This window comes from Xanthomonas sp. SHU 199 (assembly GCF_000364665.1).
Lineage (GTDB): Bacteria > Pseudomonadota > Gammaproteobacteria > Xanthomonadales > Xanthomonadaceae > Xanthomonas_A > Xanthomonas_A sontii.
This window is the reverse complement of record NZ_AQOI01000804.1, coordinates 1-23727: the sequence shown is the minus strand read 5'-3', so window position 1 is coordinate 23727 and position 23727 is coordinate 1. Positions and strand designations below refer to the sequence as shown.

General features: G+C 70.8%; 21 protein-coding genes. 13 read left to right on the top strand and 8 right to left on the bottom strand.

Features of this window, described 5'->3' with window-relative positions; all coding sequences use genetic code 11:
• Both D183_RS0122025 and D183_RS0122020 read left to right on the top strand, forming a co-directional pair.
• Nucleotides 1-1660 (top strand): TonB-dependent receptor domain-containing protein (locus tag D183_RS0122025; RefSeq protein ID WP_017910904.1); only part of this gene is annotated, 1660 nt, incomplete at its 5' end.
• A gap of 51 nt (nucleotides 1661-1711) precedes the next feature.
• On the top strand, nucleotides 1712-3631 hold the full coding sequence (locus D183_RS0122020; protein ID WP_017910903.1) for an alpha-amylase family glycosyl hydrolase: 1920 nt from the start codon (nucleotides 1712-1714) through the stop codon (nucleotides 3629-3631).
• A 337-nt stretch (nucleotides 3632-3968) separates the two neighbouring features.
• Here D183_RS0122020 and D183_RS0122015 read toward each other — a convergent pair whose 3' ends face one another.
• The 3 genes from D183_RS0122015 to rsgA all read right to left on the bottom strand — a co-directional run bounded on the left by D183_RS0122015 (nucleotide 3969) and on the right by rsgA (nucleotide 7131).
• On the bottom strand, nucleotides 3969-4652 hold the full coding sequence (locus tag D183_RS0122015; protein ID WP_017910902.1) for a type 1 glutamine amidotransferase domain-containing protein: 684 nt from the start codon (nucleotides 4650-4652) through the stop codon (nucleotides 3969-3971).
• 101 nt (nucleotides 4653-4753) lie between these two features.
• Nucleotides 4754-5998 (bottom strand): flavohemoglobin expression-modulating QEGLA motif protein, encoded by a 1245-nt coding sequence (locus tag D183_RS0122010; RefSeq protein WP_017910901.1) that lies wholly within the window; start codon nucleotides 5996-5998, stop codon nucleotides 4754-4756.
• 8 nt (nucleotides 5999-6006) lie between these two features.
• Complete coding sequence (gene rsgA / locus D183_RS0122005) at nucleotides 6007-7131, bottom strand: ribosome small subunit-dependent GTPase A (RefSeq protein WP_017910900.1); 1125 nt, start codon at nucleotides 7129-7131, stop codon at nucleotides 6007-6009.
• 284 nt (nucleotides 7132-7415) lie between these two features.
• Between rsgA and D183_RS0122000 the strand changes: the two genes are divergently transcribed.
• The 3 genes from D183_RS0122000 to D183_RS0121990 all read left to right on the top strand — a co-directional run bounded on the left by D183_RS0122000 (nucleotide 7416) and on the right by D183_RS0121990 (nucleotide 10166).
• Nucleotides 7416-8693 carry a pyridoxal phosphate-dependent aminotransferase gene (locus D183_RS0122000; RefSeq protein ID WP_017910899.1) on the top strand — a complete coding sequence of 426 codons (1278 nt, stop codon included), beginning with the start codon at nucleotides 7416-7418 and terminating at the stop codon, nucleotides 8691-8693.
• Between the two features lie 102 nt (nucleotides 8694-8795).
• Nucleotides 8796-9437 carry an SGNH/GDSL hydrolase family protein gene (locus D183_RS0121995; protein WP_017910898.1) on the top strand — a complete coding sequence of 214 codons (642 nt, stop codon included), beginning with the start codon at nucleotides 8796-8798 and terminating at the stop codon, nucleotides 9435-9437.
• A 57-nt stretch (nucleotides 9438-9494) separates the two neighbouring features.
• Nucleotides 9495-10166, top strand: a complete 672-nt coding sequence (locus tag D183_RS0121990; protein WP_017910897.1) for a methyltransferase domain-containing protein — start codon at nucleotides 9495-9497, stop codon at nucleotides 10164-10166.
• 681 nt (nucleotides 10167-10847) lie between these two features.
• Here the strand turns inward: D183_RS0121990 and D183_RS0121980 are convergent.
• Nucleotides 10848-11639 carry a polysaccharide deacetylase family protein gene (locus D183_RS0121980; protein WP_173003360.1) on the bottom strand — a complete coding sequence of 264 codons (792 nt, stop codon included), beginning with the start codon at nucleotides 11637-11639 and terminating at the stop codon, nucleotides 10848-10850.
• 43 nt (nucleotides 11640-11682) lie between these two features.
• Between D183_RS0121980 and grxD the strand changes: the two genes are divergently transcribed.
• Nucleotides 11683-12609 carry a Grx4 family monothiol glutaredoxin gene (gene grxD / locus D183_RS0121975; RefSeq protein WP_017910894.1) on the top strand — a complete coding sequence of 309 codons (927 nt, stop codon included), beginning with the start codon at nucleotides 11683-11685 and terminating at the stop codon, nucleotides 12607-12609.
• A 422-nt stretch (nucleotides 12610-13031) separates the two neighbouring features.
• Here grxD and D183_RS0121970 read toward each other — a convergent pair whose 3' ends face one another.
• The gene (locus D183_RS0121970) at nucleotides 13032-13577 is read right to left on the bottom strand and encodes a DUF924 family protein (RefSeq protein WP_017910893.1); all 546 of its coding nucleotides are present in this window, start codon (nucleotides 13575-13577) and stop codon (nucleotides 13032-13034) included.
• A 162-nt stretch (nucleotides 13578-13739) separates the two neighbouring features.
• On the opposite strand from D183_RS0121970, the gene D183_RS0121965 reads away from it, so the two are divergent.
• The 4 genes from D183_RS0121965 (at nucleotide 13740) to D183_RS0121950 (ending at nucleotide 18578) form a co-directional block, all read left to right on the top strand.
• Nucleotides 13740-15140, top strand: coding sequence for an amidohydrolase (locus D183_RS0121965; RefSeq protein WP_017910892.1), 1401 nt, complete (start codon nucleotides 13740-13742; stop codon nucleotides 15138-15140).
• Nucleotides 15137-16426, top strand: coding sequence for an amidohydrolase family protein (locus tag D183_RS0121960; protein ID WP_017910891.1), 1290 nt, complete (start codon nucleotides 15137-15139; stop codon nucleotides 16424-16426). Before D183_RS0121965 ends, D183_RS0121960 begins: the two co-directional genes overlap by 4 nt.
• Nucleotides 16427-16593: 167 nt before the next feature.
• Nucleotides 16594-18198 (top strand): rhamnogalacturonan lyase B N-terminal domain-containing protein, encoded by a 1605-nt coding sequence (locus D183_RS0121955; RefSeq protein WP_026144749.1) that lies wholly within the window; start codon nucleotides 16594-16596, stop codon nucleotides 18196-18198.
• Nucleotides 18199-18284: 86 nt separating this feature from the next.
• Nucleotides 18285-18578: a hypothetical protein gene (locus tag D183_RS0121950; protein WP_017910889.1), complete on the top strand. Its 294-nt coding sequence runs from the start codon at nucleotides 18285-18287 to the stop codon at nucleotides 18576-18578.
• Between the two features lie 34 nt (nucleotides 18579-18612).
• Here the strand turns inward: D183_RS0121950 and D183_RS0121945 are convergent, their stop codons facing one another.
• The gene (locus D183_RS0121945; protein ID WP_026144748.1) at nucleotides 18613-19446 is read right to left on the bottom strand and encodes a GH12 family glycosyl hydrolase domain-containing protein; all 834 of its coding nucleotides are present in this window, start codon (nucleotides 19444-19446) and stop codon (nucleotides 18613-18615) included.
• Nucleotides 19447-19763: 317 nt separating this feature from the next.
• Between D183_RS0121945 and D183_RS0121940 the strand changes: the two genes are divergently transcribed.
• The 3 genes from D183_RS0121940 to D183_RS0121930 all read left to right on the top strand — a co-directional run bounded on the left by D183_RS0121940 (nucleotide 19764) and on the right by D183_RS0121930 (nucleotide 21803).
• Nucleotides 19764-20393, top strand: a complete 630-nt coding sequence (locus tag D183_RS0121940) for a 2-hydroxychromene-2-carboxylate isomerase (RefSeq protein ID WP_017910887.1) — start codon at nucleotides 19764-19766, stop codon at nucleotides 20391-20393.
• Between the two features lie 47 nt (nucleotides 20394-20440).
• Nucleotides 20441-21382 (top strand): DegV family protein, encoded by a 942-nt coding sequence (locus D183_RS0121935; protein WP_017910886.1) that lies wholly within the window; start codon nucleotides 20441-20443, stop codon nucleotides 21380-21382.
• 82 nt (nucleotides 21383-21464) lie between these two features.
• Nucleotides 21465-21803: a hypothetical protein gene (locus D183_RS0121930; protein WP_017913202.1), complete on the top strand. Its 339-nt coding sequence runs from the start codon at nucleotides 21465-21467 to the stop codon at nucleotides 21801-21803.
• 60 nt (nucleotides 21804-21863) lie between these two features.
• Here D183_RS0121930 and D183_RS0121925 read toward each other — a convergent pair whose 3' ends face one another.
• Complete coding sequence (locus D183_RS0121925; RefSeq protein ID WP_026144747.1) at nucleotides 21864-22775, bottom strand: DMT family transporter; 912 nt, start codon at nucleotides 22773-22775, stop codon at nucleotides 21864-21866.
• On the bottom strand, nucleotides 22772-23563 hold the full coding sequence (locus D183_RS0121920; protein ID WP_017910883.1) for a PhzF family phenazine biosynthesis protein: 792 nt from the start codon (nucleotides 23561-23563) through the stop codon (nucleotides 22772-22774). The genes D183_RS0121925 and D183_RS0121920 overlap by 4 nt, the downstream gene beginning before the upstream one ends.
• Nucleotides 23564-23727: the final 164 nt, after the last annotated feature.

Below are 23727 nucleotides of genomic sequence, written 5' to 3'. Positions count from 1 at the left end.
CTCCCTGCCGGTGCCGACCCGGGTCAGCGGCCGCGACGGGTCGCCGCACTTCGGCAGCATCGACGGCTTCGATCCCGGCACCGACACGCTGTACAGCCCGTACTTCCGCAGCAGCGCCACCCTCGATGGCGGCAACAAGCCCTCGCGGGTGGAACTGGGCGACGGCATGCATCCGCTGTCGCGCGCGTTCGGTGCCGAGGCGCAGTTCGACATCGGCGGCGGCTGGACCCTGACCGACAAGTTCCGCATCGCCGATACCTCCGGCCGCTTCGTTTCGCCGTTCCCCGCGCAGGTCGCCGATGCCGGCGCGCTGGCGGCGAGCATCGGCGGCGGCGGCGCCGGCCTGCGCTACGTCGACGGCCCGAACGCCGGCCAGGCCTACACCGGCCTGGCGCTGCGCACGCATCTGTTCAACGTGCACCTCAACGACCTGGGCAACGCGGTCAACGACCTCAGCCTGGCGCGCGACTTCGCCAGCGGCGACGGCGGCAACCTCAACCTCAAGGCCGGCTGGTACACCTCGCGGCAGACCATCGACGTGGACTGGACCTGGAATTCCTACGTGCAGTCGCTGGGGCACCGCCCGCGGCTGCTGGACGTGGTCGCCGCCGACGGCAGCCTGCGCTCGCAGGACGGCCTGTACGCCTACGGCGTGCCGTACTGGGGGCTGGACAACACCCGCCACTACGACGTGCGTTACGACATCAACGCGCCGTACCTGGCGCTGAGCTGGGACCAGGGCCCGCTGAGCGTGGACGGCAGCCTGCGCTACGACATGGGCCGCGCGCGCGGCAACACCGCCGGCGGCGTGCTGGCCAGCAATGTCGACGTGAACGGCGACGGCGTGATCGAGGCGCCGGAGCAACGCGTGGCGACCATCGACTACGCCAACCCCAAGCCGGTGCGCTACGACTGGAACTACCTGTCGTATTCGTTCGGCGGCAACTACATGCTCAACGACGACCTGGCCGCATTCGCGCGCTACAGCCGCGGCGCCCGCGCCAACGCCGACCGCCTGCTGTTCGGCGTGGTCCGCGACGACGGCTCGGTGTCCTCCAACGAGGCGGTGAACGTGGTCAAGCAGCTTGAGGGCGGCTTGAAGTGGCGCAGCGGCGGGCTGAGCCTGTTCGCCACCGCCTTCGCCGCGCGCACCCAGGAGCAGAATTACGAAGCCACCACCCAGCGCTTCTTCGACCGCACCTACAAGGCGCACGGCCTCGAGCTGGAAGCCGCATACCGCACCGGCGGCTTCACCCTCAACGGTGGCCTGACCTGGACCGACGCCACCATCGACAAGGACCAGATCACCCCGGCCAACGCTGGCAACACCCCGCGTCGGCAGGCGCGCTTCGTCTGGCAGCTGACGCCGAGCTACCGCGGCGAGCGCTACCAGGTCGGGGTCAACGCGATCGGCACCACGTCGGCCTACACCCAGGACAGCAACCAGCTGAGGATGCCGGGCTACACCCAGGTCAACCTGTTCGGCGACTACCGCATCACCGATGCGCTGACCGTCTCGCTCAACGTCAACAACCTGTTCAACACCTTCGGCCTGACCGAAGCGGAGGAAGCGTCGATCGCCGACGCGGCTTCCGGCGTGATCCGCGCGCGCTCGATCCCGGGCCGGACTTCCAGCATCAGCCTGCGCTACGACTTCTGACAAGGACCGCACATCCGCGCCCCGCCCGGGGCGCGGCCAAGCCCCCCCCCCATGACCGCACCCGCTCCTTCCGCACTGTCCGCGCTCGCCCACACCCTGTGGCAGGCGCATCTGCAACCGGACGCCGCCGACGCGTTGCTGCCGCGCCTGCAGCGCCACGGCGAACGCCTGCTCGCCCCATTGCATGCGCTGTACGCTGCGCATCCGGCCTTCGCGCAATGGCTGCCGCAGTGGCTGACGCAATTGGCGGCCACCGCCAACGCGCGGCCGTCGGCGCTGCGCCAGCTCGATGCCGAGCGCGCGCCCGACTGGTTCGCCACCCCGGCGATGCTCGGCTACAGCGCCTATGTCGACCGCTTCGCCGGGACCTTGCATGGCGTCGGCGAACGCGTGCCCTACCTGCAGGAACTGGGTGTTCGCTACCTGCACCTGCTGCCGTTCCTGCGCGCGCGCGCCGGCGACAACGATGGCGGCTTTGCGGTCAGCGACTACGGCCAGGTCGAGCCGCGGCTCGGCGACACCGACGACCTGGCGGCACTGACCACGCGGCTGCGTGCGGCCGGGATCAGCCTGTGCGCCGACTTCGTGCTCAACCACACCGCCGACGACCATCCCTGGGCGCTGGCGGCCAAGCGTGGCGACGCGCGGCATCTGGACTACTACCACCACTTCCGCGACCGCGACGCGGTGGATGCCTACGAGCAGACCCTGGGCCAGGTGTTCCCGCACACCGCGCCGGGCAACTTCACCTGGGTGGAAGGAGCCGACGCCTGGTTGTGGACCACGTTCTACCCCTACCAATGGGATCTGGACTGGAGCAATCCGGCAGTGTTCGGCGAGATGGCGCTGGCGCTGCTGCGCCTGGCCAACCTGGGCGTGGAGGTGTTCCGCCTGGATTCCACCGCCTACCTGTGGAAGCGTCCCGGCACCGACTGCATGAACCAGCCGGAGGCGCACACGATCCTGCAGGCGCTGCGCGCGCTCACCGACATCCTTGCGCCGGCGGTCCTGCTGAAGGCCGAGGCGATCGTGCCGATGGCGCAGTTGCCGCCCTACTTAGGCGAAGGCGCCGCGCGCGGCCACGAATGCCACCTCGCCTACCACAGCACGCTGATGGCGGCCGGCTGGGTGGCGCTGGCCGAGCAGCGCGGCGACATCGTGCAGGCGGCGATCGCGCAGACGCCGGCGCTGCCGCCAGCCTGTGGCTGGCTCAGCTATGTGCGCTGCCATGACGACATCGGCTGGAACGTGCTGCAGCGCGAAGCCGTCGGCGGCGATGGTGTCGCCCCGTTCGCGCTGGCGCGCATCGCCCAGTTCTACGCCGGCGACACAGCGGACAGCTACGCGCGCGGCGAAGCCTTCCAGAGCAGCGGCGATGGCGTGCACGGCAGCAACGGCATGAGCGCGGCGCTGACCGGCATCGCCGCCGCGCTGGCCGCCGACGACGCTGAAGCGCTGGAGTTAGGCGTGCGCCGCCTGCTGCTGCTGTACGCGGTGGCGCTGGCGATGCCGGGCATCCCGATGCTGTACATGGGCGACGAACTGGCCCTGGGCAACGACGAGGCCTATCGCGACGACCCACTGCGCCAGCACGAAGGCCGCTGGCTGCACCGCCCGGCGATGGACTGGGCGCGCGCGGCGCAACGCCACGACCCCGACAGCCTGCCCGGCCAGGTCTACACCCGCCTGCGCGGATTGATCGCCGCGCGTGCCGCCACTGCGGCACTGGCCGCCGACCAGCCGTTGCGTGCCGTGCCGCTGGGCGATCCCGCCCTGCTCGGTTTGGCGCGCGGCAAGGCGTTCGTGGCGGTGTACAACTTCAGTGCGGAGCCGGTTGCGGTGGATGTCGCCGCAACCTTGGGCGACGGCAACTGGCAGGCAATCGCCGATGGCGGCAGCGATCCCGCAGCGCTGGCGCATTGGAACGGCGCGCTGCCCGCGTACAGCCTGCGTTGGTGGCTGCGCGGCTGAGCCGAAAACAGCAGCGGCGCCGATCAGCGCCGCTGCGTTGCATCTGCGCTTTCGAGTGCGTGCAGTCGGGACTGAAGTCCCTCCCACAGGCGCGCACCCTGGCTCGCACGCGGCGGCACATCTACTAGGCCTCGTAGGGGCGGCTTCAGCCGCGACCGGCATCAGTGTGAACGCCCGTCGCGGCTGAAGCCGCTCCTATAGAGGACAAACGGCGAAGGCTACAAAAGCGGCACGAGGTTGCGCTTCAACCGCTACGTCATCACCCCAGCGCAAACCAAAGCACCTCACGTACCGAAAATGGCAAGTTAGCCTTGCCATCATCGCGCTCGATGAGTGCTCACTTCCCGCGCAGCATTCCCAGCAACGCTTCGGCCGCCGCCTCGGACGAGGCCGGGTTCTGCCCGGTGACCAGGCGGCCGTCCTCGACCACGTGCACGCCCCAATCGGCGACCTTGCTGTACTGGCCGCCCAGGCGCTGCAGTTCGTCCTCGACCAGGAACGGCACCACGTCGGTCAGGCCCACCGCGGCTTCCTCGCCGTTGGTGAAGCCGGTGACGCGACGGCCCTTCACCAGCGGCGTGCCATCGGCCGCGGTCACCCGACGCAGCACGCCCGGCGCGTGGCAGACGAAGCCGATCGGCTTGTCGGCGCGTGCGAACGCTTCGATCAGGGCGATGGAATCGCGGTCCTCGGCCAGGTCCCAGAGCGGGCCATGGCCGCCCGGGTAGAACAGCGCGTCGTAGTCGTCCACGCGCACCGATGCCAGCGGATGCGTACTCGCCAGTTGCTGCTGCGCCGCCGGATCGTCCTTGAAGCGCCGGGTGGCTTCGGTCTGCGCGTCCGGCGCATCGCTCTTCGGGTCCAGCGGCGGTTGCCCGCCCTTGGGCGACGCCAGGGTCAGTTCGGCACCGGCGTCCTTGAACGTGTAGTACGGCGCGGCGAATTCTTCCAGCCAGAAGCCGGTCTTGTGGCCGGTGTCGCCAAGCTGGTCGTGCGACGTCAGCACCATCAGGATCTTCATGCGGATCTCCTTGTGAGGGGAAGCGACCATGCGGAGGCAGGCCGGGCGCCGCAGTATCGGCAGCCGCACATTCGCGGCGGGTGAGCGCCGCGTGGCGCCGTTCAGTCCACCTGGTCCATGCGGATGCGGTTGGCGAACAGCGAGAACGCCAGCATCCCGGCCAGGCCGCTGGCGCGCGCGACCCACGTCGGCAACCAGCGCGGCGGCGCCAGCACGCCGGACTCGAACAGCGGCGCGAACGCGGCCACGTCCTCCAGCGCCATCTTGCCGGCGAACAGCCAGCGGCACAGCGGCAGCCGGTCGCGCTGCAGCGCCTGGCGGAAGAAGGTGTGCACCGACACCAGCCCGCGCAGGTACACGGTGTCCTTGGTGAACGCGGCGCCGCCTGTGGTAGGCACGCCGCGGAACACGCGCTGCGCCGAGGAGAAGCTCTCCGCAGGCGCCTGCCCGGCCGCATCGAAGTAGCGGAACACCTCGATGAAGTCGGCGCCGTCGCGGGCCAGCGCGATCGCCTCGATGCGCAGGCTGATCCGCTTCATCCGCGCGATGTCGATGCTGCCGGTGATCTGCTCGGCGAAGGTCGCCAGGCCTTCCTGGGTGGCGGTGGTGCGCGGCGAGGACAACGCCAGGCTCGGCAGCTGCGCCTGTTGCCGGCCGTTGAGCGCGGTCAGCGAATGCACCAGCGCCTCGTGGTGGAACAGTTGCGCGCGGTCGTAATCGCTGAAGTGCGCGCCGGAGCGCAGGCGGATGCGCTGCGCGCCGGCGGCGGCCTTGGCCAGCAGGTCCGGATCCAGTTCCACCGTGATCACCCGCGTGCCGAAGAATTCGTCCAGGTCGCGCTGCAACAGCAGGCGCAACGCGGTGGCCGAGACCGGCACCTGCTCCTCGGCCGAGAACAACTCGCGGTCCAGCTCCTGGGCGATGCGGATGAAATGGCCGGCGGCCTCGCGGGTGGTGGGACCGTGGCCGGGCATCGGGTCGTCCGGCACGCCGAACAACTGCGCCGAATACGTGCCCACTGCCGGCGTGCCGAGCGCTTCGAGCAGGGCGGCGGCCAGATCCCAGCTGTGCACCGAGGCCTGCAGATAGGCGCCGAGCGGATGTGCCGGATCGGCGGCCTCGGCGATCGCCGCCAGCTCGCGGCGGGTGTCGGCGAAATCCAGCCTGGGGTAGTCCACCTGCGGCAGTTGCGGCTGGCCGCGCGCCACGCTCTCCAGGAACGGCGCCTGCAGCGCCACCGGCCAACTGGCCAGGGCCAGCAGGCGGATGCCGCGCACCGCCTTGACCAGCCGTGCATCGAGCGCGGCATGATGGCGGATCTCAACGGGCAGCGCGCGCTTGGCCACGCCTGGCCTCAGCGGCGCAGGGTGCGCGGTGGCGGACGCTTGCCACCCGGTTTGCCACCCGGTTTGCCACCGCTGGGCTTGCCGCTGCGGCCGGCGGCCGCGTTCTGCGCCTGGCGCTGCGCCAGCTTGCCGGCGGCGCCGGCGACCTCGTCGCGCAGCTTCAGGTAATTGGCCAGGCGCGCCTCCTCGATCTCGCCGCGCTCGATCGCCGCCTGCACCGCACAGCCCGGTTCGGCCTGGTGCGCGCAGTCGTTGAAGCGGCACTGCGCGGCCAGCGCCTCGATGTCGGCGAAGCCGCCCTCGGCCAGGTCTTCCTCGCCGGTGGGCTTGAGTTCGCGCATGCCCGGCGTGTCGATCAGGCAGGCGCCGGACGGCAGCGGCAGCAGCGCGCGATGGGTGGTGGTGTGGCGGCCGCGCGAGTCGGTGGCGCGCACCGCCGCGGTGCGCATCTTCTGCACGCCGAGCAAGGTGTTGGTCAGGGTGGACTTGCCGGCACCGGACGAGCCGACCAGCACTGCGGTCTGCCCCGGCCCCAGCCACGGCCGCAGCGCGTCGACACTGTCGGCCTGGCGCGCGTTGACCGTGAGCAGCGGGATCGCCTGCGCCGCCAGTTCCTCCAGCACCGCCAGCGCGTCGTCGGCGTACTCGGTGAGGTCGGCCTTGGTCAGCACCACCACCGGCGCCGCACCGCCACCGCCCACCAGCAGCAGATAGCGCTCGATCCGGCGCGGATTGAAGTCCGCATCCAGGCCGCAGACGATGAACACCGTATCGATGTTGGCCGCGATCACCTGCTGGTGGTAGTGCTCGCCGGCGGCGCCGCGCTTGATCGCGGTGCGCCGCGGCAGCAAGGCGACGATGCGCGTGTCCTCCAGCAACACCCAGTCGCCGACCGCGGCGCGCTCGTGGCTGGGAAAGCGCGGCCGCTGCCAGTCCGGCAGCGATTCGACCTTGAATCCGGTGTCCACCGCGTCGGCGACCACGTAGCCGGTGCGGTGCTGCTCCACCACCCGCGCCGGCCGCGCCTGCGGATGCGCGTCGAACAGCGCGCGCCAGGCAGGCTCTTCGGGCATTCCGGGCCAGGGCCAGCCGATGGGGCGCAACGCGTCGAAGTCGATCGGGGAGGAGGTCATGGGCGGATTCTAGAGGGTGCGCGGCGCCCAAAGGTGAGCGCAGGGCGGCGCCTTGCGTGGTTGGCCCGCGCCGCAGGCGGCGCCCCGGGAGCCGCCAGCAGCGGCGCATGACCCGCGCGACACGTGTGTGGCCGCCACACGGGTCAGCCACGGTGCCTCGTCCAATGCAGCGCCTAACGTGGCGGCCGGGCGCCGTAGACGGCCCGCCACCACGGCGCCCTCCGCCCCGCCGCGGTGTCACATTTCCGCTACCATGCAGGTCCCACGCCCCACCGGCCAATGCGATGCCCACCCTGCCGATCAAGCCGCTCGCGATCCGCGAACGCCTGTCCGAAGTCCGCTACGAGATCCGAGGCGAACTGGCACGGCGAGCCCGCGAGCTGGAGGCCCAGGGGCGCAAACTGATCAAGCTCAACATCGGCAATCCCGGCGCGTTCGGCTTCCGTGCCCCGGAACATCTGCAGCGCGCGATCGCCGACGACATGGGCCGCACCGATCCCTATACCCACCAGCAGGGCCTGCCGGAGGCGCGCGAGGCGATCGCCGCGGCCTACGCCCGGCGCCAGCATCCGGACGCGCACCCGGACCGCATCTTCGTCGGCAACGGCGTCAGCGAGCTGATCGACCTGTCGCTGCGTGCGCTGCTCAACCCCGGCGACGAAGTGCTGGTGCCCTCGCCCGACTACCCGCTGTGGTCGGCCGCCACCATCCTCAACGACGGCCGCCCGGTGTACTACCGCTGCGCGCCGGAGAACGGCTTCCAGCCCGACCCGGTGGAGATCGAGACGCTGGTGTCCTCGCGCACCCGCGCCATCGTGCTGATCAACCCGAACAACCCCAGCGGCGCCAGCTACTCGCGGGCGCTGCTGGAGAAGATCGTCGCCATCGCGGTCAAGCACAACCTGCTGCTGATGGTCGACGAGATCTACGACCAGGTGCTGTACGACGACGCGGAATTCGTGTCGGTGGCACCGCTGGCCGGCGCGCATCCGTGCATCAGCTTCGGCGGCCTGAGCAAGGTGCACCGCGCCTGCGGCTGGCGCGTGGGCTGGGCGCTGCTGTCGGGCGACGCCGAACGCGTCGGCGATTTCCGCAACGCCATGGACCTGCTCGGCGCGCTGCGCCTGTGCGCCAACGTCCCCGGCCAGTTCGCCATCGATGCGGCGGTCAACGGCCCGGACACGATCTCGCCGCTGTGCGCCCCGGGTGGACGCCTGTACGAAACGCGCCGCGCGGTGCTCGAGGCCTGCGCGGCCAGCGAGCACCTGTCGCTGGTGCAGCCGGCCGGCGCGCTGTACGCGTTCCCGGCCGTGGTCGGCGCCGCTGCGCGCGGGTTCGACGACCACGCCTTCGCCCTGGAGCTGATGGAACAGGAAGGCGTGCTGGTGGTGCCCGGCTCCAGCTTCAACGTGCCCTACCGGCACCATTTCCGCGTCACCCTGCTGCCGGAGGCGGCGACGATGCGCGAGGTGTTCGCGCGCATCGACCGCGTGCTGGCGCGCCGCGCCGAGGACGCCACCAAGGTGGTGCCGCTGAAGCCGCGGGCGGCTGTGGGGCGGTGAGTGGGGACTGGGGAATCGGGAATCGGGAATCGGGAATGGCTAAGCGTGCGCCGTTCCTGGATCGCGTATCCCGGTGCTATGGCAGCTGCCGGTTCCGCTTAGATGAGCAAAGGCAGTTTCGCCACGCCCGAGCACACACCGCTGCGCTACCTGGCGCTGGGCGATTCCTACAGCATCGGCGAAGGCGTTGACGCCGACGGGCGCTGGCCGATGCAACTGGCCGCGGCGCTGCGCCGCGACGGCATCGCCCTGGCCGATCCGCAGATCGTCGCCACCACCGGCTGGACCACCGACGAACTGGACGCCGGCATCGACACGGCCGCGCCGCAGGGACCGTTCGACCTGGTGACGCTGCTGATCGGCGTCAACAACCAGTACCGCGGCTATCCGCTCGACGACTACCGCGCGCAGTTCGACGCGCTGCTGCAGCGTGCGATCGGTTTCGCTGACGCGCGGCCGCAGCGGGTGCTGGCGGTGTCGATCCCGGACTGGGGCGTGACCGCCTTCGCGCAGCCGCCCGCACACGATCCGGCGCGCATCGCCGCGCAGATCGACGCCTTCAACGCCGCCGCGCAGGCCTGCTGCGCCGCGCGCGCGGTGCGCTTCGTCGACATCACCGGCTGCAGCCGCGATGGCGGCGGCCATCCGTCGATGCTGGCCGCGGATGGGCTGCATCCGTCGGCGGCGATGTATGCGCGCTGGACCGCGCGGCTGTTGCCGTCGGCACGCGATGCGTTAGCCTAGCTGGCGTACGCCCGCTGCCAAGGACCGACATTGCGCGACGCCAGCACCACCCAGCCCATGACCCGCCCGCAGGCCCTGGCCATCGCCCGCGCCTTCCTGCCCACGCATCCGCTGGGCAACCGCTACGACTACTACTACACGCGCACCAAGCTGCGCACCGATCCGCTCTACCCCGGCGTGCTCGCCGCGCTGCGCGGCACCGACGCGCCGGTGCTGGACCTGGGTTGCGGGCTGGGCCTGCTCGCGCATGCGCTGCGCGCCGACGGCCAGCGCCAGCGCTACCACGGCGTGGACATCGACGCGGCCAAGATCCGCCGCGCCGGCGCCATCGCCGCCCGCAACGGGCTGCAGGACACGCATTTCGCGGTGGTCGACCTGGGCCAGTCCTGGCCCGAGCACCACGGCAGCGTCGCGATCCTGGACGTGCTGCAGTACCTGGACCGCGACATGCAGTCCAACCTGATCCGCAGCGTGGCGCGCATGCTCACGCCCGGCGCCAAACTGGTGATTCGCAGCGGCCTGGGCGATGCCAGCGGCCGCGGCCGCACCAGCCGCATCACCGACGTGCTCGCGCACCTGGCCGGCTGGATGCAGGAGTTGCCCAAGGCCTACCCCACCCGCGACAGCCTGCAGGCCCAGCTCGACGCCGCCGGCCTGCGCGCGAGCTTCGCGCCGCTGTACGGCAACACGCCGTTCAACAACTGGCTGATCGTGGCGGAGCCGCGTTGACGTCGCAGCTGTCGCGAGAACTCCGGGTCTGCACGACCTTCTCGCCGATCGTGGCCCAGCGCGCGCGACAGCGAGCGCCCTCCGCGTCGGCGCGTTCCCCGCTGCAAGCTGCCATGCCGCCGCACAGCGGCATGGAGATGGCCTCCATGCACTGAAGGCTGCAGTGCGCGAAAGACGGCCTCTGGCGGTTCCTGGCGGACGGTTTTCAGGTGTGCGATAGTCCGCCCGACCAGCCACGGACTCGGCAGAGGGACACATGGATGTTGCGCCACTACTGGCAACATTGCGAGGGATCGCTGCGGCTATTCGCTCACCGTCGCGGCGCCAGACCGCGGACGTGCGACGCATCTTCGCGGACCGCACCGAGATGCACCAGTACTTCGACGCGCAGCACGCGGCAGGCTATGACTGCTTCGTCACTCGCCTGCGAGACGGCTGGGAGGTGCGCAGTTACAAGCGCACCAGATGAAAGCGCAGCCAGGCCTTGCGCCATACTGCCTGCACTACATCTGCACACGCCGGATGGTCATGCCTTCGCCGCATGCGCCGAATACTCCGTGCAGCGAGCGACAGATACCCCTCGGGAGCCTGTCGGCATGCCGCCCCGTGCATGGACACGGCCGCCGCAGCGTATGCGCATCGGCACCACGCCACAGCGCAAGCGGGGAAGCGCGTCCAGCCTCAGGTCGGGCAGATCGTCTCCAGCCCACGCGCCTGCACAGCCTGCAACACCCCCTCCACGATCGCCGGATTGTGCCCGTGCGCCGCGCCCTCGTGCAGCAGCACGATGGCGCCGGGCTGCAGGTCGCGGGCGATGCGCGCGACGGTGATCGCGGGGTCGCAGCGCACGCCGTCGAAGCCGCGCGCGCTCCAGGCCACCCGAGTCAAGCCATGCCGGCGCAGCGGTGCGGCGACGAAGGGATTGGTCATGCCCACCACCGAGCGGTACCAGCGCGGCGCAGTGCCGGCGATCGCGGCCAGGGTCTGCTGCGCCTGGCCGATTTCCTGCGCCATGCGCCGCGGCCCCAGCGCCCAGAACCACGCCTGCGGGTGATGCTGGCTATGGTTGCCGATGCCGTGGCCGCGGCGCAGGATCTCGCGTACCAGTTGCGGGCGCGCGGCGGCGCGGGCACCGACCAGGAAGAACGTGGCCTTGGCCTGGTGGCGGTCGAGCAGGTCCAGGATCGCCACGGTGTCGTCGGAGGGGCCGTCGTCGATGGTCAGCCACACCCGCGGCGCGCTGCCGGGCAGGCGATCCAGCACCGGCGCATACAGCCGCGCCCGCGGCAGGAACACCGGCAACACCAGCGCGGCGTGCGACAGCAGCAGCGCCGGCAGGCCGACTGGCCAGCCATACGCCCACCACAGCCCCGCCACCAGCGCCTGCGAGGCCAGCGCCCAGGGCAGCCAGCGGTACGGATGGCGCGGGATGCGATGCAGCGTTTCCGGAACTGTCATGCCCCATGATGCCATGCGGCGTAGAATGACCGGTCCGACTCTGCGACGACTGCCTGCCATGTCCCTCGACCCCGCCCTGCGCTCCCGTATCGAAACGCTGCTCAGCTCCAACCGCGTCGTGCTGTTCATGAAAGGCCAGCCGAGCATGCCGCAGTGCGGGTTCTCCGCCAAGGCGGTGGGCGCGCTGAACGAGCTGGGCGTCGACTTCGCCCACGTCAACGTGCTGGCCGACCAGGACATCCGCGAGGGCATCAAGGTCTACGGCGACTGGCCGACCATCCCGCAGCTGTACGTGGACGGCGAGCTGATCGGCGGCAGCGACATCATCCTGCAGATGGCCGGCAGCGGCGAGCTGAGCGAACTGCTCGGCGTGGCCGCGCCGGACCGCACCCCGCCGTCGATCACCATCACCGACGCCGCCGCCGAGATGCTGCGCGGCGCGCTGGCCGACGCCCCGGGCGCGAGCCTGGCGCTGGCGATCGACGCGCAGTTCCAGCCGAACTTCCAGTTGGCGCCGACCGATCCCAACGCCATCGCTGCCGAGTCCAACGGTCTGCGCGTGCAGTTCGACCTGGGCAGCGCGCGCCGCGCCGACGGCATCACCATCGACTGGGTGGACGACATCCGCGGCCGCGGCCTGGCCATCGACAATCCCAATGCGCCCAAGCCGGTGCAGGACCTCAGCCCGCGCGACGCCGACGACCAGGTACGCGCCGGTGGCCTGATCCTGGTGGACGTGCGTCCGCCGGAAGAGCGCGCGGTCGCGGCGGTCAACGTGCCGTTCCGCACCCTCGACGGCGAGCAGCGCGCGCAACTGGAAGCGCTGCCGAAGGACACCGCGCTGGCCTTCCTGTGCCACCGCGGCGGCCGCAGCGCGCAGGCGGCCGAGCATTTCCGTTCGCTGGGCTTCACGAAGGTGCACAACGTGGTCGGCGGCATCGACGCCTGGACCGACCAAGTCGACGGAAGCGTTCCGAAGTACTGAGTCGGGTACCTCGTGGCTTGCGTCCAGTGCGGACGCGCCGAGAGGGCGATCGAGCGATCGCCCTTTTTTGTGCCCGCGCGCCGCGATCGCCACACGCACACGCTCCTACCCTGGGCACACACTCGCCTGGCGTCTTGCGAAAGTGCTGACGACAGCACCGAAGTCCGGCGCTCCCTGTGGGAGGGACTTCAGTCCCGACTGCAATGAGGTCGAATGCGCCGATGGCTTCGCTCGTCGCGGCTGAAGCCGCTCCCACAAGAAGCGCATTCCTTGTCTCCGCTGCGCGTACCAGACGAATGCTGGCGGCCGCGCCAGCAGCCTGATGTCGCCCTGTGGGAAGGACTCCAGTCCCGACTGCAATGACATCCGATGCGCCACTGGCTTCGCCGCCATGACGCAGCGAACGCGCAGGCCCCCTTCCCTCACCCGGCAAACCCACCCGCATCCAGGAACGCCTGCTCCTCCGGCGTGGTCGTGCGCCCCAGCGCCACATTGCGATGCGGGAAGCGACCGAAGCGCTGGATCACGTCTTCGTGCACCACCGCCCACTGCAGCGACTCCGCATCGCCGAGCGCGCTGAACAGCTCCACCGCCTGGCGCTGCCGCGCCGCGTCCTCGGCATGCGTGTAGGGCAAATAGAAGAACATCCGCAGTTCCGCGTCGGTTTCCTGGTCGAACCCTGCCGCCAGCGCCTGGTCGGCATAGCGGCACGCAAGGCCGTCGGTGGCGAAGGCGTGCGCGCTGCCGCGGAACACGTTGCGCGGCACCTGGTCGAGCAACAGCAGCAGCGCCAGCGCGCCTTCGGCGTCGGTCAGCCAGTCGCTGCGTTCGCCGCGCGCGGCGGCGTGATGCGCCTCCAGCAGGTGCTGGCGGACATTGGCGTCGAAGGAGTCGTTGGCGGCGAACCAGCGTTCGCGGCCGGCACTGCGCCAGAAGTCCACGACGGTGCGCGCAGGGGTGTCGGTCATTGCGGTGTCCATGGGGAGAATCGCACTGCATAACAGGTTCCGCGTCGCGATCCGGTGCAGCAAGGCGCGCCGATGCCGCACCCGCACTTGGCAAGCGCGCCGGCTCGGGCTAGCGTGCGGGCACGGCCGCAAGGGCCGGATTCATCTTCCGGGGAAAATTCGATGCGTCATCTGTTGCTCGCCTGCCTGGGCGTGGCGTTGTGCGGCCCGGCCGCCGCGGCCTCGCGTTTTGTCGACGATCCCTATCCCAGCACCTATCGCGCGCTGGCGTCGGTGCCGGTGCTGATCGAACACGCCATCGTGCTCACCGGCACCGGCGAGCGCCTGGACGATGCGGACGTGCTGCTGCAGGACGGCCGCGTGCAGGCGGTCGGCCGCGCGCTGGCCGCGCCGGCCAACGCCACCCGCATCGACGGCCACGGCAAGTGGGTGACGCCCGGCATCATCGACGTGCACTCGCACCTGGGCGTGTATCCCAGCCCGGGCGTCAGCGCGCACAGCGACGGCAACGAAGCGACCGCACCGGTGACCCCGAACGTGTGGGCCGAGCATTCGATCTGGCCGCAGGATCCCGGCTTCGGCACCGCGCTGGCCGGTGGCGTCACCGCGCTGCAGGTGCTGCCCGGCTCGGCCAACCTGGTCGGCGGCCGCGGCGTCACCCTCAAGAACGTGCCGGCCACCACCTACCAGGCGATGAAGTTTCCCGGCGCGCCATGGGGCCTGAAGATGGCCTGCGGCGAGAACCCCAAGCGGGTGTACGGCGAGAAGGGCGGCCCGTCCACGCGCATGGGCAACGTTGCCGGCTACCGCGCCGCCTTCATCGACGCCAGCGAATACCTGCGCAAGAACGCGCCGAAGCAGAAGAGCCCGCCCAAGCGCCACTGGTGGAGCCGCGGCGCCGGCGACAACGACAGCAGCGGCGACAGCGGCGGCAAGCGCGACCTCAAGCTGGACACCCTGGCCGGCGCGATCAACGGCGACATCCGCGTGCACATCCACTGCTACCGCGCCGACGAAATGACCACCATGCTCGACCTGGCCAAGGAGTTCGGTTTCAAGATCGCCGCCTTCCACCATGGCGTGGAGGCCTACAAGATCGCCGACCGCCTGGCCCAGGAGAACGTCTGCGGCGCGCTGTGGGCCGACTGGTGGGGTTTCAAGATGGAAGCCTTCGACGGCATCCAGGAGAACATCGCCCTGGTCGACCGCCCCGCCAACGGCTGCGCGATCGTGCACTCGGATTCGGAGGAAGGCATCCAGCGGCTCAACCAGGAAGCGGCCAAGGCGATGGCCGCCGGCCGCCGCGCCGGCATGGACATCCCGCCCGAACGCGCGATCCGCTGGCTGACCAGCAACCCGGCCAAGGCGCTGGGCATCGACAGGCAGACCGGTTCGCTGGAGCCGGGCAAGATGGCCGACGTGGTGCTGTGGAACGGCAACCCCTTCAGCTCCTACGCCCTGGCCGACAAGGTCTACATCGACGGCGCGCAGGTCTACGACCGCGCCGACCGCCGCCTGCAACCGACCTCCGATTTCATGCTCGGCCAGGAGGCTGCCCGATGAGCCGCGCCCTGCTCTCGTCCCATCGCCTGGCGCAGCGCCTGGCCCTGGCCGCCTGCCTGCTGCTCGGCAGCGCGCCCGGGTTCGCCCAGGACGTGCTGATCCGCGGCGCCACCGTGCACACCGCCAGCGCCCGCGGCACCCTCGCCAATGCCGACGTGCTGGTCCAGGGCGGGGTGATCCGCGCAGTCGGCCCCGGCCTGAGCGCGCCGGCCGGCGTCGCCGTGGTCGAGGCCAAGGGCCGGCCGCTGACCCCGGCGCTGTTCGGCGGCATCACCGAGATCGGCATCGAGGAGGTCTCCGGCGAGGCCTCCACCGTCGACAGCACGCTGACCCTGCCGCACGACCAGCCGATGCGCCCGGAGTTCGACGTGACCCTGGCCTACAACCCCGCGTCGGTGCTGATCCCGGTCGCGCGGGTGGAAGGCATCGGCTTCACCGCGCTCGGCGCCAACACAGGCGGCGCCTTCGTCGCCGGCCAGGGCGCGGTGATGCGCCTGGACGGCGGCGCCGACCCGATCGGCCCGCGCGCGCTGTACCTGCACCTGGGCAGCGATGCGCTGGAACTGAGCGGCAAGTCGCGCGCGGCGCAGTGGATGCTGCTTGACCAGTTGGTGGCCGAAGCGCGCGGGCGCATGCCCGCTGATTCGCCGCATGCGCTGCTGACCCCGGCCGGACGCGCGGTGCTGGCGCGCTATCTCGCCGGCCAGGGCCGCATCGTGGTGACGGTGAACCGCGCGGCCGACATCCGCCAACTGCTGCGTTGGGCACAACGCGAGAAGGTGCGCATCGCCATCGCCGGCGGCGACGAGGCCTGGAAGCTGGCGCCGGAACTGGCGAAGGCGCAGGTGCCGGTGTTCGTCAACGCGCTGGACGACCTGCCGGCTAGCTTCGACCAGATCGGCGCCACCATGGAGAACGCCGCGCGCCTCAACGCCGCCGGCGTGGCGGTGAGCTTTACCCAGGGCGGCGACGGCGCGCACAACGCGCGCAAGCAGCGGCAGCTGGCCGGCAACGCGGTCGCACACGGGCTGCCGTGGGACGCCGCCCTGGCCGGCCTGACCCGGGTTCCGGCCGAGGCCTTCGGCGTGGGCGACCGCCTGGGCAGCATCGCCCCGGGCAAGCTCGCCGACCTGGTGCTGTGGGAAGGCGACCCGCTGGACGTGGCGCACTACGCCGAGCAGGTCTGGCTGGGTGGCCGCGCCATCCCGATGCGCTCGCGGCAGACCGAACTGCGCGACCGCTACATGCAGCAGAACGGCGCGCTGCCGAAGGCGTACACGCACTAAACCGCGTCGAGCACACCGGGACGGCATCGCACTGACGATGCCGTCCCGCCGGTGGCGACGCCCCGCAATGCGCACCTGAGCGCTGCCCCACCGCCGCGCGGAAACGGCATCGCGTCCGCGTCCGCGCGCAGTAGGCTGTGCGCCTCGCTGCCGTCGCCCGCGCCGCCATGCCCTGCTTGCTTCGCCTGCTGCTGTGCTGCCTCGCCCTGTACGCCGCGGCACCCGCGCTGGCAAACGCAGCCGATTTCGGCGTCGCTCGGGTCGGCGATCGCTTCGTCGTCGACAGCGGCGCCGATCTGCAGTTCAGCGTGGACGCGCGCACCGGCGACGTGGTCTCCCTGCGCTACCGTGGCGTCGAACTGGAGAGTCCGGAAGCCAAGCACTCGGAGATCGCCTCGGGCCTGGGCAGCGCCCGCGTCGCCGCACGCACTGTCGGCGACACCATCGTGGTCTCGGCCAGCGCTGGCGACCTGGTGCAGTACTACATGGCGCGCAAGGGCCGCGACGCGCTCTACCTGGCCACCTATGCCCCGACCCTGCTGCCGGTCGGCGAACTGCGCTTCATCGCCCGCCTCGACGCAACCAAGCTGCCCGACGCCGAGCGCGAACCGGATTCCAACATCGGCACCGCGATCGAAGGCAAGGACGTATTCCTCCTGCCGGACGGCCGCACCAGCTCCAAGTTCTACTCGGCACGGCGCGCGATCGACGACAGCGTGCATGGCGTCAGCGGCCCCGGCCTCGCCGTGCGGATGTGGATGGGCGATCGCGAGCACAGCGCGGGCGGGCCGTTCTTCAAGGACATCGCCACGCAGCGGACCGCGCGCACCCACGAGCTGTACAACTACATGTTCTCCAACCACACCCAGACCGAACCCTACCGCGGCGGCCTGCACGGGGTGTACGTGCTGCAGTTCAGCCGCGGCGGCGCGGAAGCGCAGGTGCCGCCGGACCTGCGCTTCGTCGACGCGTCGCTGGGCTTGCTAGGCTTTCTGGGCGCGGAAGCGCGCGGCGCGGTGACCGGCCAGGTCTCCGGCATCGACGTAGGGCAGCCGGCAGTGGTGGCCCTGCGCAACGCGCAGGCGCAGTACTGGACCAGGGCCGATGCCGACGGCCGCTTCCGCATCGCCGGCATCCGCCCCGGCGCGTACCGTATCGCGCTGTACCAGAACGAGCTGGAGGTGGCCCACGACACCGTGCAGATCGCAGCCGCAGCCACCGCGCAGGCCGCCCTGCATGCGGTCCCGCTGCCCGGCCAGGTGATCTGGCAGATCGGCGATCCCGATGGCACGCCGGCCGGTTTCCGCAACGCCGCGTTGCTGGCGCGCGCGCATCCCTCCGACCGGCGCATGGCGCGATGGGGGCCGCTGACCTATCGCGTGGGCCACGACTCTCTCGACGTATTCCCGGCGGCGCAATGGCGCGGCGTCAACACGCCCACGCGCATCGCCTTCGTGCTCGGGCCGGACCAGGTCCACGCCTACCGCCTGCGTCTGTTCGTCACCCTGACCCAGGCCGGCGGCCGTCCGCAGCTGCGGGTGAACGATCGCTGGAGCGGACCCGTGCCGCCGCGGCCGGAGCAGCCGGACAGCCGCGGCATCACCCGTGGCACCTACCGCGGCAACAACACCGTCTATCTGTTCGACATTCCGGCCAGCGCGCTGCAGGCCGGCCTCAACACGCTGGACATCGACGTCGCCTCGGGCTCGCCGGACAATGGGTTCCTCGGCCCGGGCATCGTCTTCGACAGCGTGCAATGGCTCGCGCCGTGAGGCGCTGCGGGCAGACGCGCCACACGCGCCGGCGAGGACGTCGCCACGCTGCTACGCTGCGCCCCTGGCCCGACGGAGACATCCCGATGCGCGGTTCGCTGTCCCTCCAGCGCCTGCTGCCGCTCGCGCTGCTGGACGGATGCGGCAAGACCCTGTTCTGGCTGGACGCCGCGCAGGTCCGCACCGATCTGGCGCTGACCGAGTCTCACCTGGGCGACCGCGCCGGTTGCCTGCGCAGGCTGGCACCGGTGCTGGAACGCGCCGGCAGCGGTGCCGAGGACGTGCGCAACAGCCTGCCGCCCAGCGATGCCGACGGGTTCCTGCCGATCGCCCGCGCCGCCTGGCACAACGCGGCACTGTGCAAGGCGCCGCCGCGCTGAGCCAGGCAGGAACGGCGCCGCCCGTGCGGCGCCGTCAGTTGGCGCCGATATTGGCCTGGATCCAGGCCCAGCCGTTGCCGCGCACCACCTCGAAGCCGGCCTCGACCACGTGCAGGTACATCGCGTTGCTGAAGCGCCCGTCCTGCGCGCGATGGGTGTGCAGCCAGCTCAGGAACGGCTTGATGTCGATGTTGAGATTGCCGTTGCTCGGCAGAGTCGGCTGGCCGGCGGTGTTGTGCGGAATGAAGGTGTAGACGTAGTAGCCGGCGGCGCTGTTCATGCCTTCCCACAGATCAAAGGTGTAGCCGCCTGCGCTGATGACGTTGCTGGCGGTGAGCGTGCCGATCGGATACGAGTTGTGGCCGCCCCAGATCATCACTTCGGCCTGCGGGATCGCGCTGGAGGACACCGTGCTGTCCCAGCGGAAGAACAGGTCGTAGGCGAAGTCGCCGGCCAGGTTGCTGCCGCCGGACGAGTACGCGAAGGTCGCCGGCAACGACCGCAGCGCCGAGACCTGCCGCGGGAAGGTGCGGTCGGCAGTGGGATTGAAGCCGTAGTGCGAGCCGCGCAGGATCGCCGGATAGCCGTACAGGCTGGCGTTGGGAAAATTGAAGGTCACGGTCATGCTCGGCGTGCTACCGCTGTGGAACGTGCCCTGGATGACGTTGTTGGGGTCGTTGAAGTTGTTCACCCAGGCGTACTGGTTGCCGTACACCTGGTACGGCCCGGCCAGCGCCATCGGCGCGATGGCGAGCAGGGCGGTGGCGAACAACGCGCGCAGGGTCCGCGCCCAGCCGCGCGGCGACCTAACGACCGTGGCGGGAAGGCGCGGCGAAGCAGCGGCGGAAACGGAAGCGGAAGCGTGCATGGCGGTCTCTCCTGGGCGTGCAGGGGCAGCGAATCTACTGCCGCGGCGGACGCTAGCAAGGTGCGCGTACCGCGAGCTATGACAAGACCCGCGCATGCCATGCGCCAGCGCAATAGCGCTACCGCGATCCAGGCCACGGCCGCGCGGCGCTTCACAGATATCGCGTGCCAGCGAGATTTCCGCCACGGCATCGTCTACGCATTGCGGTCGCCGGGCGAACGGTCGGCGGCGACATCTCGCACTGCAGCATGCCGATGTACGCAGTCGCAGCGCGCGCGAGGTCGCGCTAAGCTGATCGGTCATTGCGGAGAAGCACGATGACGTTGCGCTGGTATTTCGATTTCATCTCGCCGTTTTCCTATTTGCACTGGCAGCAGGTGAAAGCGCTTCCGGAGTTCGCCCGGATCCAGCCGGTGCCGATCGTGTTCGCCGCGGTGCTGGCGCAGCTGCAGACGCGCGGGCCGGCCGAGGTGCCGCACAAGCGCGAGTTCACCTATCGCTTCGTGCAGTGGCAGGCGCAGCAGCAAGGCGTGCCGCTGCGCTTCCCGCCGGCACATCCGTTCAACCCGCTGACGGCGCTGCGCCTGTGCATCGCCGCCGGCACCACGCCGCAGGCCATCGATGCGCTCTTCGACTGGCTGTGGCGCGATGGCCACGCCGGCGACGACGCCGCGACCCTGGCGCCGGTCGGCGAGGCATTGGGGATCGCCGACGTGGCCGCGGCCACCGCCGATGCGCAGGTCAAGGCGCAACTGCGCGCCAACACCGAACAGGCGCTGGCGGCCGGCGTGTTCGGCGTGCCGACCCTGCAGATCGACGACACCCTGCTGTGGGGCAACGACGCGCACCCGCTGATGCGCGCGGTGCTGGCCGACCCGCAACTGCTGCAGCGCGGCGACATGGCGCGCCTGAACGCGCTGCCGGTCGCGGTGCAGCGCAACGCCTGAGCGGTCGCCATGTCCATCGATCTCCCCAATCACTGGAGCTTCAGCGGATGCGCATCGGCATCGTCGTAGATTCCGCCTGCGACCTGCCGCAGGACTACATCGCCCAGCACGACCTGGTGGTGTTGCCGATCAGCGTGCGCCTCGGCGGCACCGTCCTGGCCGATCGCCGCGACGAAGCGGCGACGCTGGAGTTCCTGCACGCACAGGTCAGCGCGCACGGCGCCGAAGCCGAGACCGTGCCGTACAGCGTGGCGCAGATCCGCGAGCTGTTCCTGAGCCGGCTGGTCATCGACTACGACCACGTGTTCTGCCTGACCATCGCCAAGACCCGCAGCCCGATCCACGAGCACGCGCAGCAGGCCGGCTTCGCCATCCTCAACGACTACAAGCCGATCCGTCAGGCAGCCGGCCACGCCTCGCCGTTCGCGCTGCGCGTGATCGACACCGGGAACCTGTTCGCCGCACAGGCGGTGGTCGCCGTCGAAGCGGTGCGGTTGCGTGCCGCCGGCGCCGGCGTGCAGGCCATCCGCGAGCGGCTGGAGACGCTGGCCGAGCACACCCATGGCTACATGATCGCGCGCGACCTGTACTACCTGCGCAGCCGCGCGCGCAGCAAGGGCGACCGCAGCGTCGGCCTGCTCAGCGCCGCGCTCGGTTCGGCCCTGGACATCAAGCCGGTGCTGCACTGCCACCGTGGCGAGACCGCGCCGGTGGCCAAGCTCAAGGGCTTCGACCACGCCGTGCAGACCCTGTTCGGCCTGGCCGCCAAGCGCGTGGCCGCAGGGCTGATGACGCCCACGCTGTGCCTGAGCTATGGCGGCGAGCTGGCGGAACTGCGCGCCCTGCCCGGCTACGCGGCGCTGCGCCAGGCCTGCGACGGCCACGGCGTGGAGCTGCAGGAAAGCGTGATGAGCCTGACCGGCATGGTCAACGTCGGCAAGGGCGCGCTGGTGCTGGGCTTCGCCGGCGAGGCGCTGCGCTTCGGCTGATCCGGCCGGGGGCCGCGTCGACGGCGGCGCGGCGCTGGCTCTGCTAGGCTGCGCCGCTTCGCACCGCCCACAAGAGATGCCCATGGCCGTCACCTACTCGATCAGCCTGCCCGATCCCGCCCGTGCCCGCGGCAGCAACCCGTCGCTGAGCTTCTCCGCGCACGGCGCCGACGCCTTCGCCGAACAGCTGCAGGCCGCCCTCAGCGACCCGGCCTGGTTCGAGCGCTGGCGCGCAATGCAGCCGGAGCCGGACGAGGTCGATCCTGCGCTGGGCGTGACCGATCCGGCAGCACGGGTGACCGGCCGCCAGGACGATCTGCGCATCGACCTGTCCGCGACCACCAGCATCCCCGGCGACATCCTCAAGCAGCGCCTGCGCCTGCTCGCCGGCAGCGGCTGGGAACTGCGCGACGTGCGTTGAAACGCCCGCCCAGGCCACCGCACTGCGGTGGCCGACGCGCCCACGCGGAGCCGCGCCACGCTACGACGCGGCCACCACCCGGCGCGGCCAGGACCAGCGTAGATTGACCGCCAGCGTCCCCAGCACGATCAGCGCCAGGCCCAGCCACTGCACCGGCACCAGCCGGTGGCCGTACAGCAGGTAGTCCAGCAGCAGCGTCACCAGCGGGTAGACGAAGGCGACCACCGCGATCGCCGCCACGTGCAGGTGCCGGTAGGCGCTGTAGAACAGCACGTACACCACGCCGCTGTGGATCACCCCCAGGCCGACCAGCCAGAACCAGTGGCGGCCGGGGTGCAGCGCGGCGCCGCTGGAGAAGCCGGCCAGCATCGCCGCACCGACCCAGCACTGCACGGTCACCACCGCCAGCGGCCGCTCGCGGCTGATCCGCCGCGACATCAGCAACGAGGCGCCGCACAGCAGCGCGCCCAGCAGGGTCAACGCGATCCCGCCCAGGTAGCCGCGATCGGCGCTGGACCACAGCCGCAGCGGGTCCGCCGAACAGGCCACGCCGACGAAGGCCAGCAGGGTCCAGCCCAGGTCGGAACAGCGGCTGCGTTCGCCCTGCAGCAACGCCGCCAGGATCAGCATGACGAACGGGAACACGTGGTAGACCATGGTCGCCACGCCGATCGACGAACGCGCCATGCCGGCGAACAGCGCCACCCAGTTGAGCACCAGCAGCACCCCGCTGAGCGCCGCGTCGCGCAACAGCGCGCGCTCGCGCCACAGGCCGCGCAACTGCCCGCCGAGCAGGCCGCACACGGTCAGGAACAGCGCGCCGAACAGGCAGCGGTAGAACACCGCGGTCACCGGATCCTGGCCGCTCTCGTGCACGAACACGCCGACCGAACCGATCAGCACCTCGGCCAGCAGCAACTGCCACAGTGCCCGCCGGGACGCGCCCGCGGATGTCGCGACGGCGGCGCTCACAGCGCGATGCTCCCGTGCAGGTACTGCACCGCCGCGCCACGCACCTGCACGTGGTCCGGCAGCACCCGGCAGTCCAGTTCGCCGCCGCGCGCAGACGCCTGCCACGCACGCAGGTCGCACTTGCCCAGGCGCTGCGCCCACAGCGGCGCCAGCGCGGCGTGGATCGAGCCGGTCACCGGATCCTCGACGCCGCCGTTGGCTGGCCAGAAATAGCGCGAGACGAAATCGTGCTCGCGGCCGGGCGCGGTGACCGCGACATCGCGCGGTGCCAGCGCCAGCATCCGCGCCAGGTCCGGCACCACCGCGCGCACCTGGGCTTCATCCGCGTACACGGCGATGTAGGCCTGGTCGTTGCGGTAGGCCGCCTGCGGCGCGATCGACAACGCCTGCGCGAGCGCCTGCGGCACCGTCGCCAGCGCGGTCGGCGCCTGGTTCGGAAAGCGCAGGACGAAGCGCCCGTCGGCCTCGCGGTCCACCTCCAGTTCGCCGACCGCCGCGGCGCGGAACCGCAACGGCAGCGGCGCCAGGCCCTGGGTGGCGACGACGAAGGCGCTGGCCAAGGTGGCGTGGCCGCAGAACCCCACTTCGCGCAGCGGCGAGAACCAACGGATCGCGAACGCGCCATCGGCCTCGCGCACGAAGAACGCAGTCTCCGACAGATTGTTCTCGCTGGCGATGGCCTGCATCAGCGCGCCCGGCAACCACGCCTGCAGCGGCACCACCGCGGCCGGGTTGCCGCGGAACCGCACCGTGGTGAAGGCATCGACGATGAACAGCGGCAGTTGCACGCGCGGCCTCGGGAATGGGGAAGGACACGGCCAGTGTGCGCCGGGGTGGGCGACCAGCACAGAGTCAGATACGCTGCAAATCGACCGATACAGATGAGGCCGCCGCATGCGCCTGTACGAAGCCCTCGCCAGCCAGCTGCGCGACCAGATCGCGCAGGGCACGC

What these genes read in the sequence shown, in the direction of transcription:
- D183_RS0121965 (WP_017910892.1), top strand. Translation starts at nt 13,740, where the DNA reads ATGCGTCATCTGTTGCTCGCCTGCCTGGGCGTGGCGTTGTGCGGCCCG.
- rsgA (WP_017910900.1), bottom strand. Translation starts at nt 7,131, where the DNA reads ATGACCTCCTCCCCGATCGACTTCGACGCGTTGCGCCCCATCGGCTGG.
- D183_RS0121950 (WP_017910889.1), top strand. Translation starts at nt 18,285, where the DNA reads ATGCGCGGTTCGCTGTCCCTCCAGCGCCTGCTGCCGCTCGCGCTGCTG.
- D183_RS0121980 (WP_173003360.1), bottom strand. Translation starts at nt 11,639, where the DNA reads ATGGCATCATGGGGCATGACAGTTCCGGAAACGCTGCATCGCATCCCG.
- D183_RS0121970 (WP_017910893.1), bottom strand. Translation starts at nt 13,577, where the DNA reads ATGACCGACACCCCTGCGCGCACCGTCGTGGACTTCTGGCGCAGTGCC.
- D183_RS0121930 (WP_017913202.1), top strand. Translation starts at nt 21,465, where the DNA reads ATGGCCGTCACCTACTCGATCAGCCTGCCCGATCCCGCCCGTGCCCGC.
- D183_RS0122020 (WP_017910903.1), top strand. Translation starts at nt 1,712, where the DNA reads ATGACCGCACCCGCTCCTTCCGCACTGTCCGCGCTCGCCCACACCCTG.
- D183_RS0121990 (WP_017910897.1), top strand. Translation starts at nt 9,495, where the DNA reads ATGACCCGCCCGCAGGCCCTGGCCATCGCCCGCGCCTTCCTGCCCACG.
- D183_RS0122015 (WP_017910902.1), bottom strand. Translation starts at nt 4,652, where the DNA reads ATGAAGATCCTGATGGTGCTGACGTCGCACGACCAGCTTGGCGACACC.
- D183_RS0121935 (WP_017910886.1), top strand. Translation starts at nt 20,441, where the DNA reads ATGCGCATCGGCATCGTCGTAGATTCCGCCTGCGACCTGCCGCAGGAC.
- D183_RS0121940 (WP_017910887.1), top strand. Translation starts at nt 19,764, where the DNA reads ATGACGTTGCGCTGGTATTTCGATTTCATCTCGCCGTTTTCCTATTTG.
- D183_RS0121945 (WP_026144748.1), bottom strand. Translation starts at nt 19,446, where the DNA reads ATGCACGCTTCCGCTTCCGTTTCCGCCGCTGCTTCGCCGCGCCTTCCC.
- grxD (WP_017910894.1), top strand. Translation starts at nt 11,683, where the DNA reads ATGTCCCTCGACCCCGCCCTGCGCTCCCGTATCGAAACGCTGCTCAGC.
- D183_RS0122000 (WP_017910899.1), top strand. Translation starts at nt 7,416, where the DNA reads ATGCCCACCCTGCCGATCAAGCCGCTCGCGATCCGCGAACGCCTGTCC.
- D183_RS0121955 (WP_026144749.1), top strand. Translation starts at nt 16,594, where the DNA reads ATGCCCTGCTTGCTTCGCCTGCTGCTGTGCTGCCTCGCCCTGTACGCC.
- D183_RS0121995 (WP_017910898.1), top strand. Translation starts at nt 8,796, where the DNA reads ATGAGCAAAGGCAGTTTCGCCACGCCCGAGCACACACCGCTGCGCTAC.
- D183_RS0121960 (WP_017910891.1), top strand. Translation starts at nt 15,137, where the DNA reads ATGAGCCGCGCCCTGCTCTCGTCCCATCGCCTGGCGCAGCGCCTGGCC.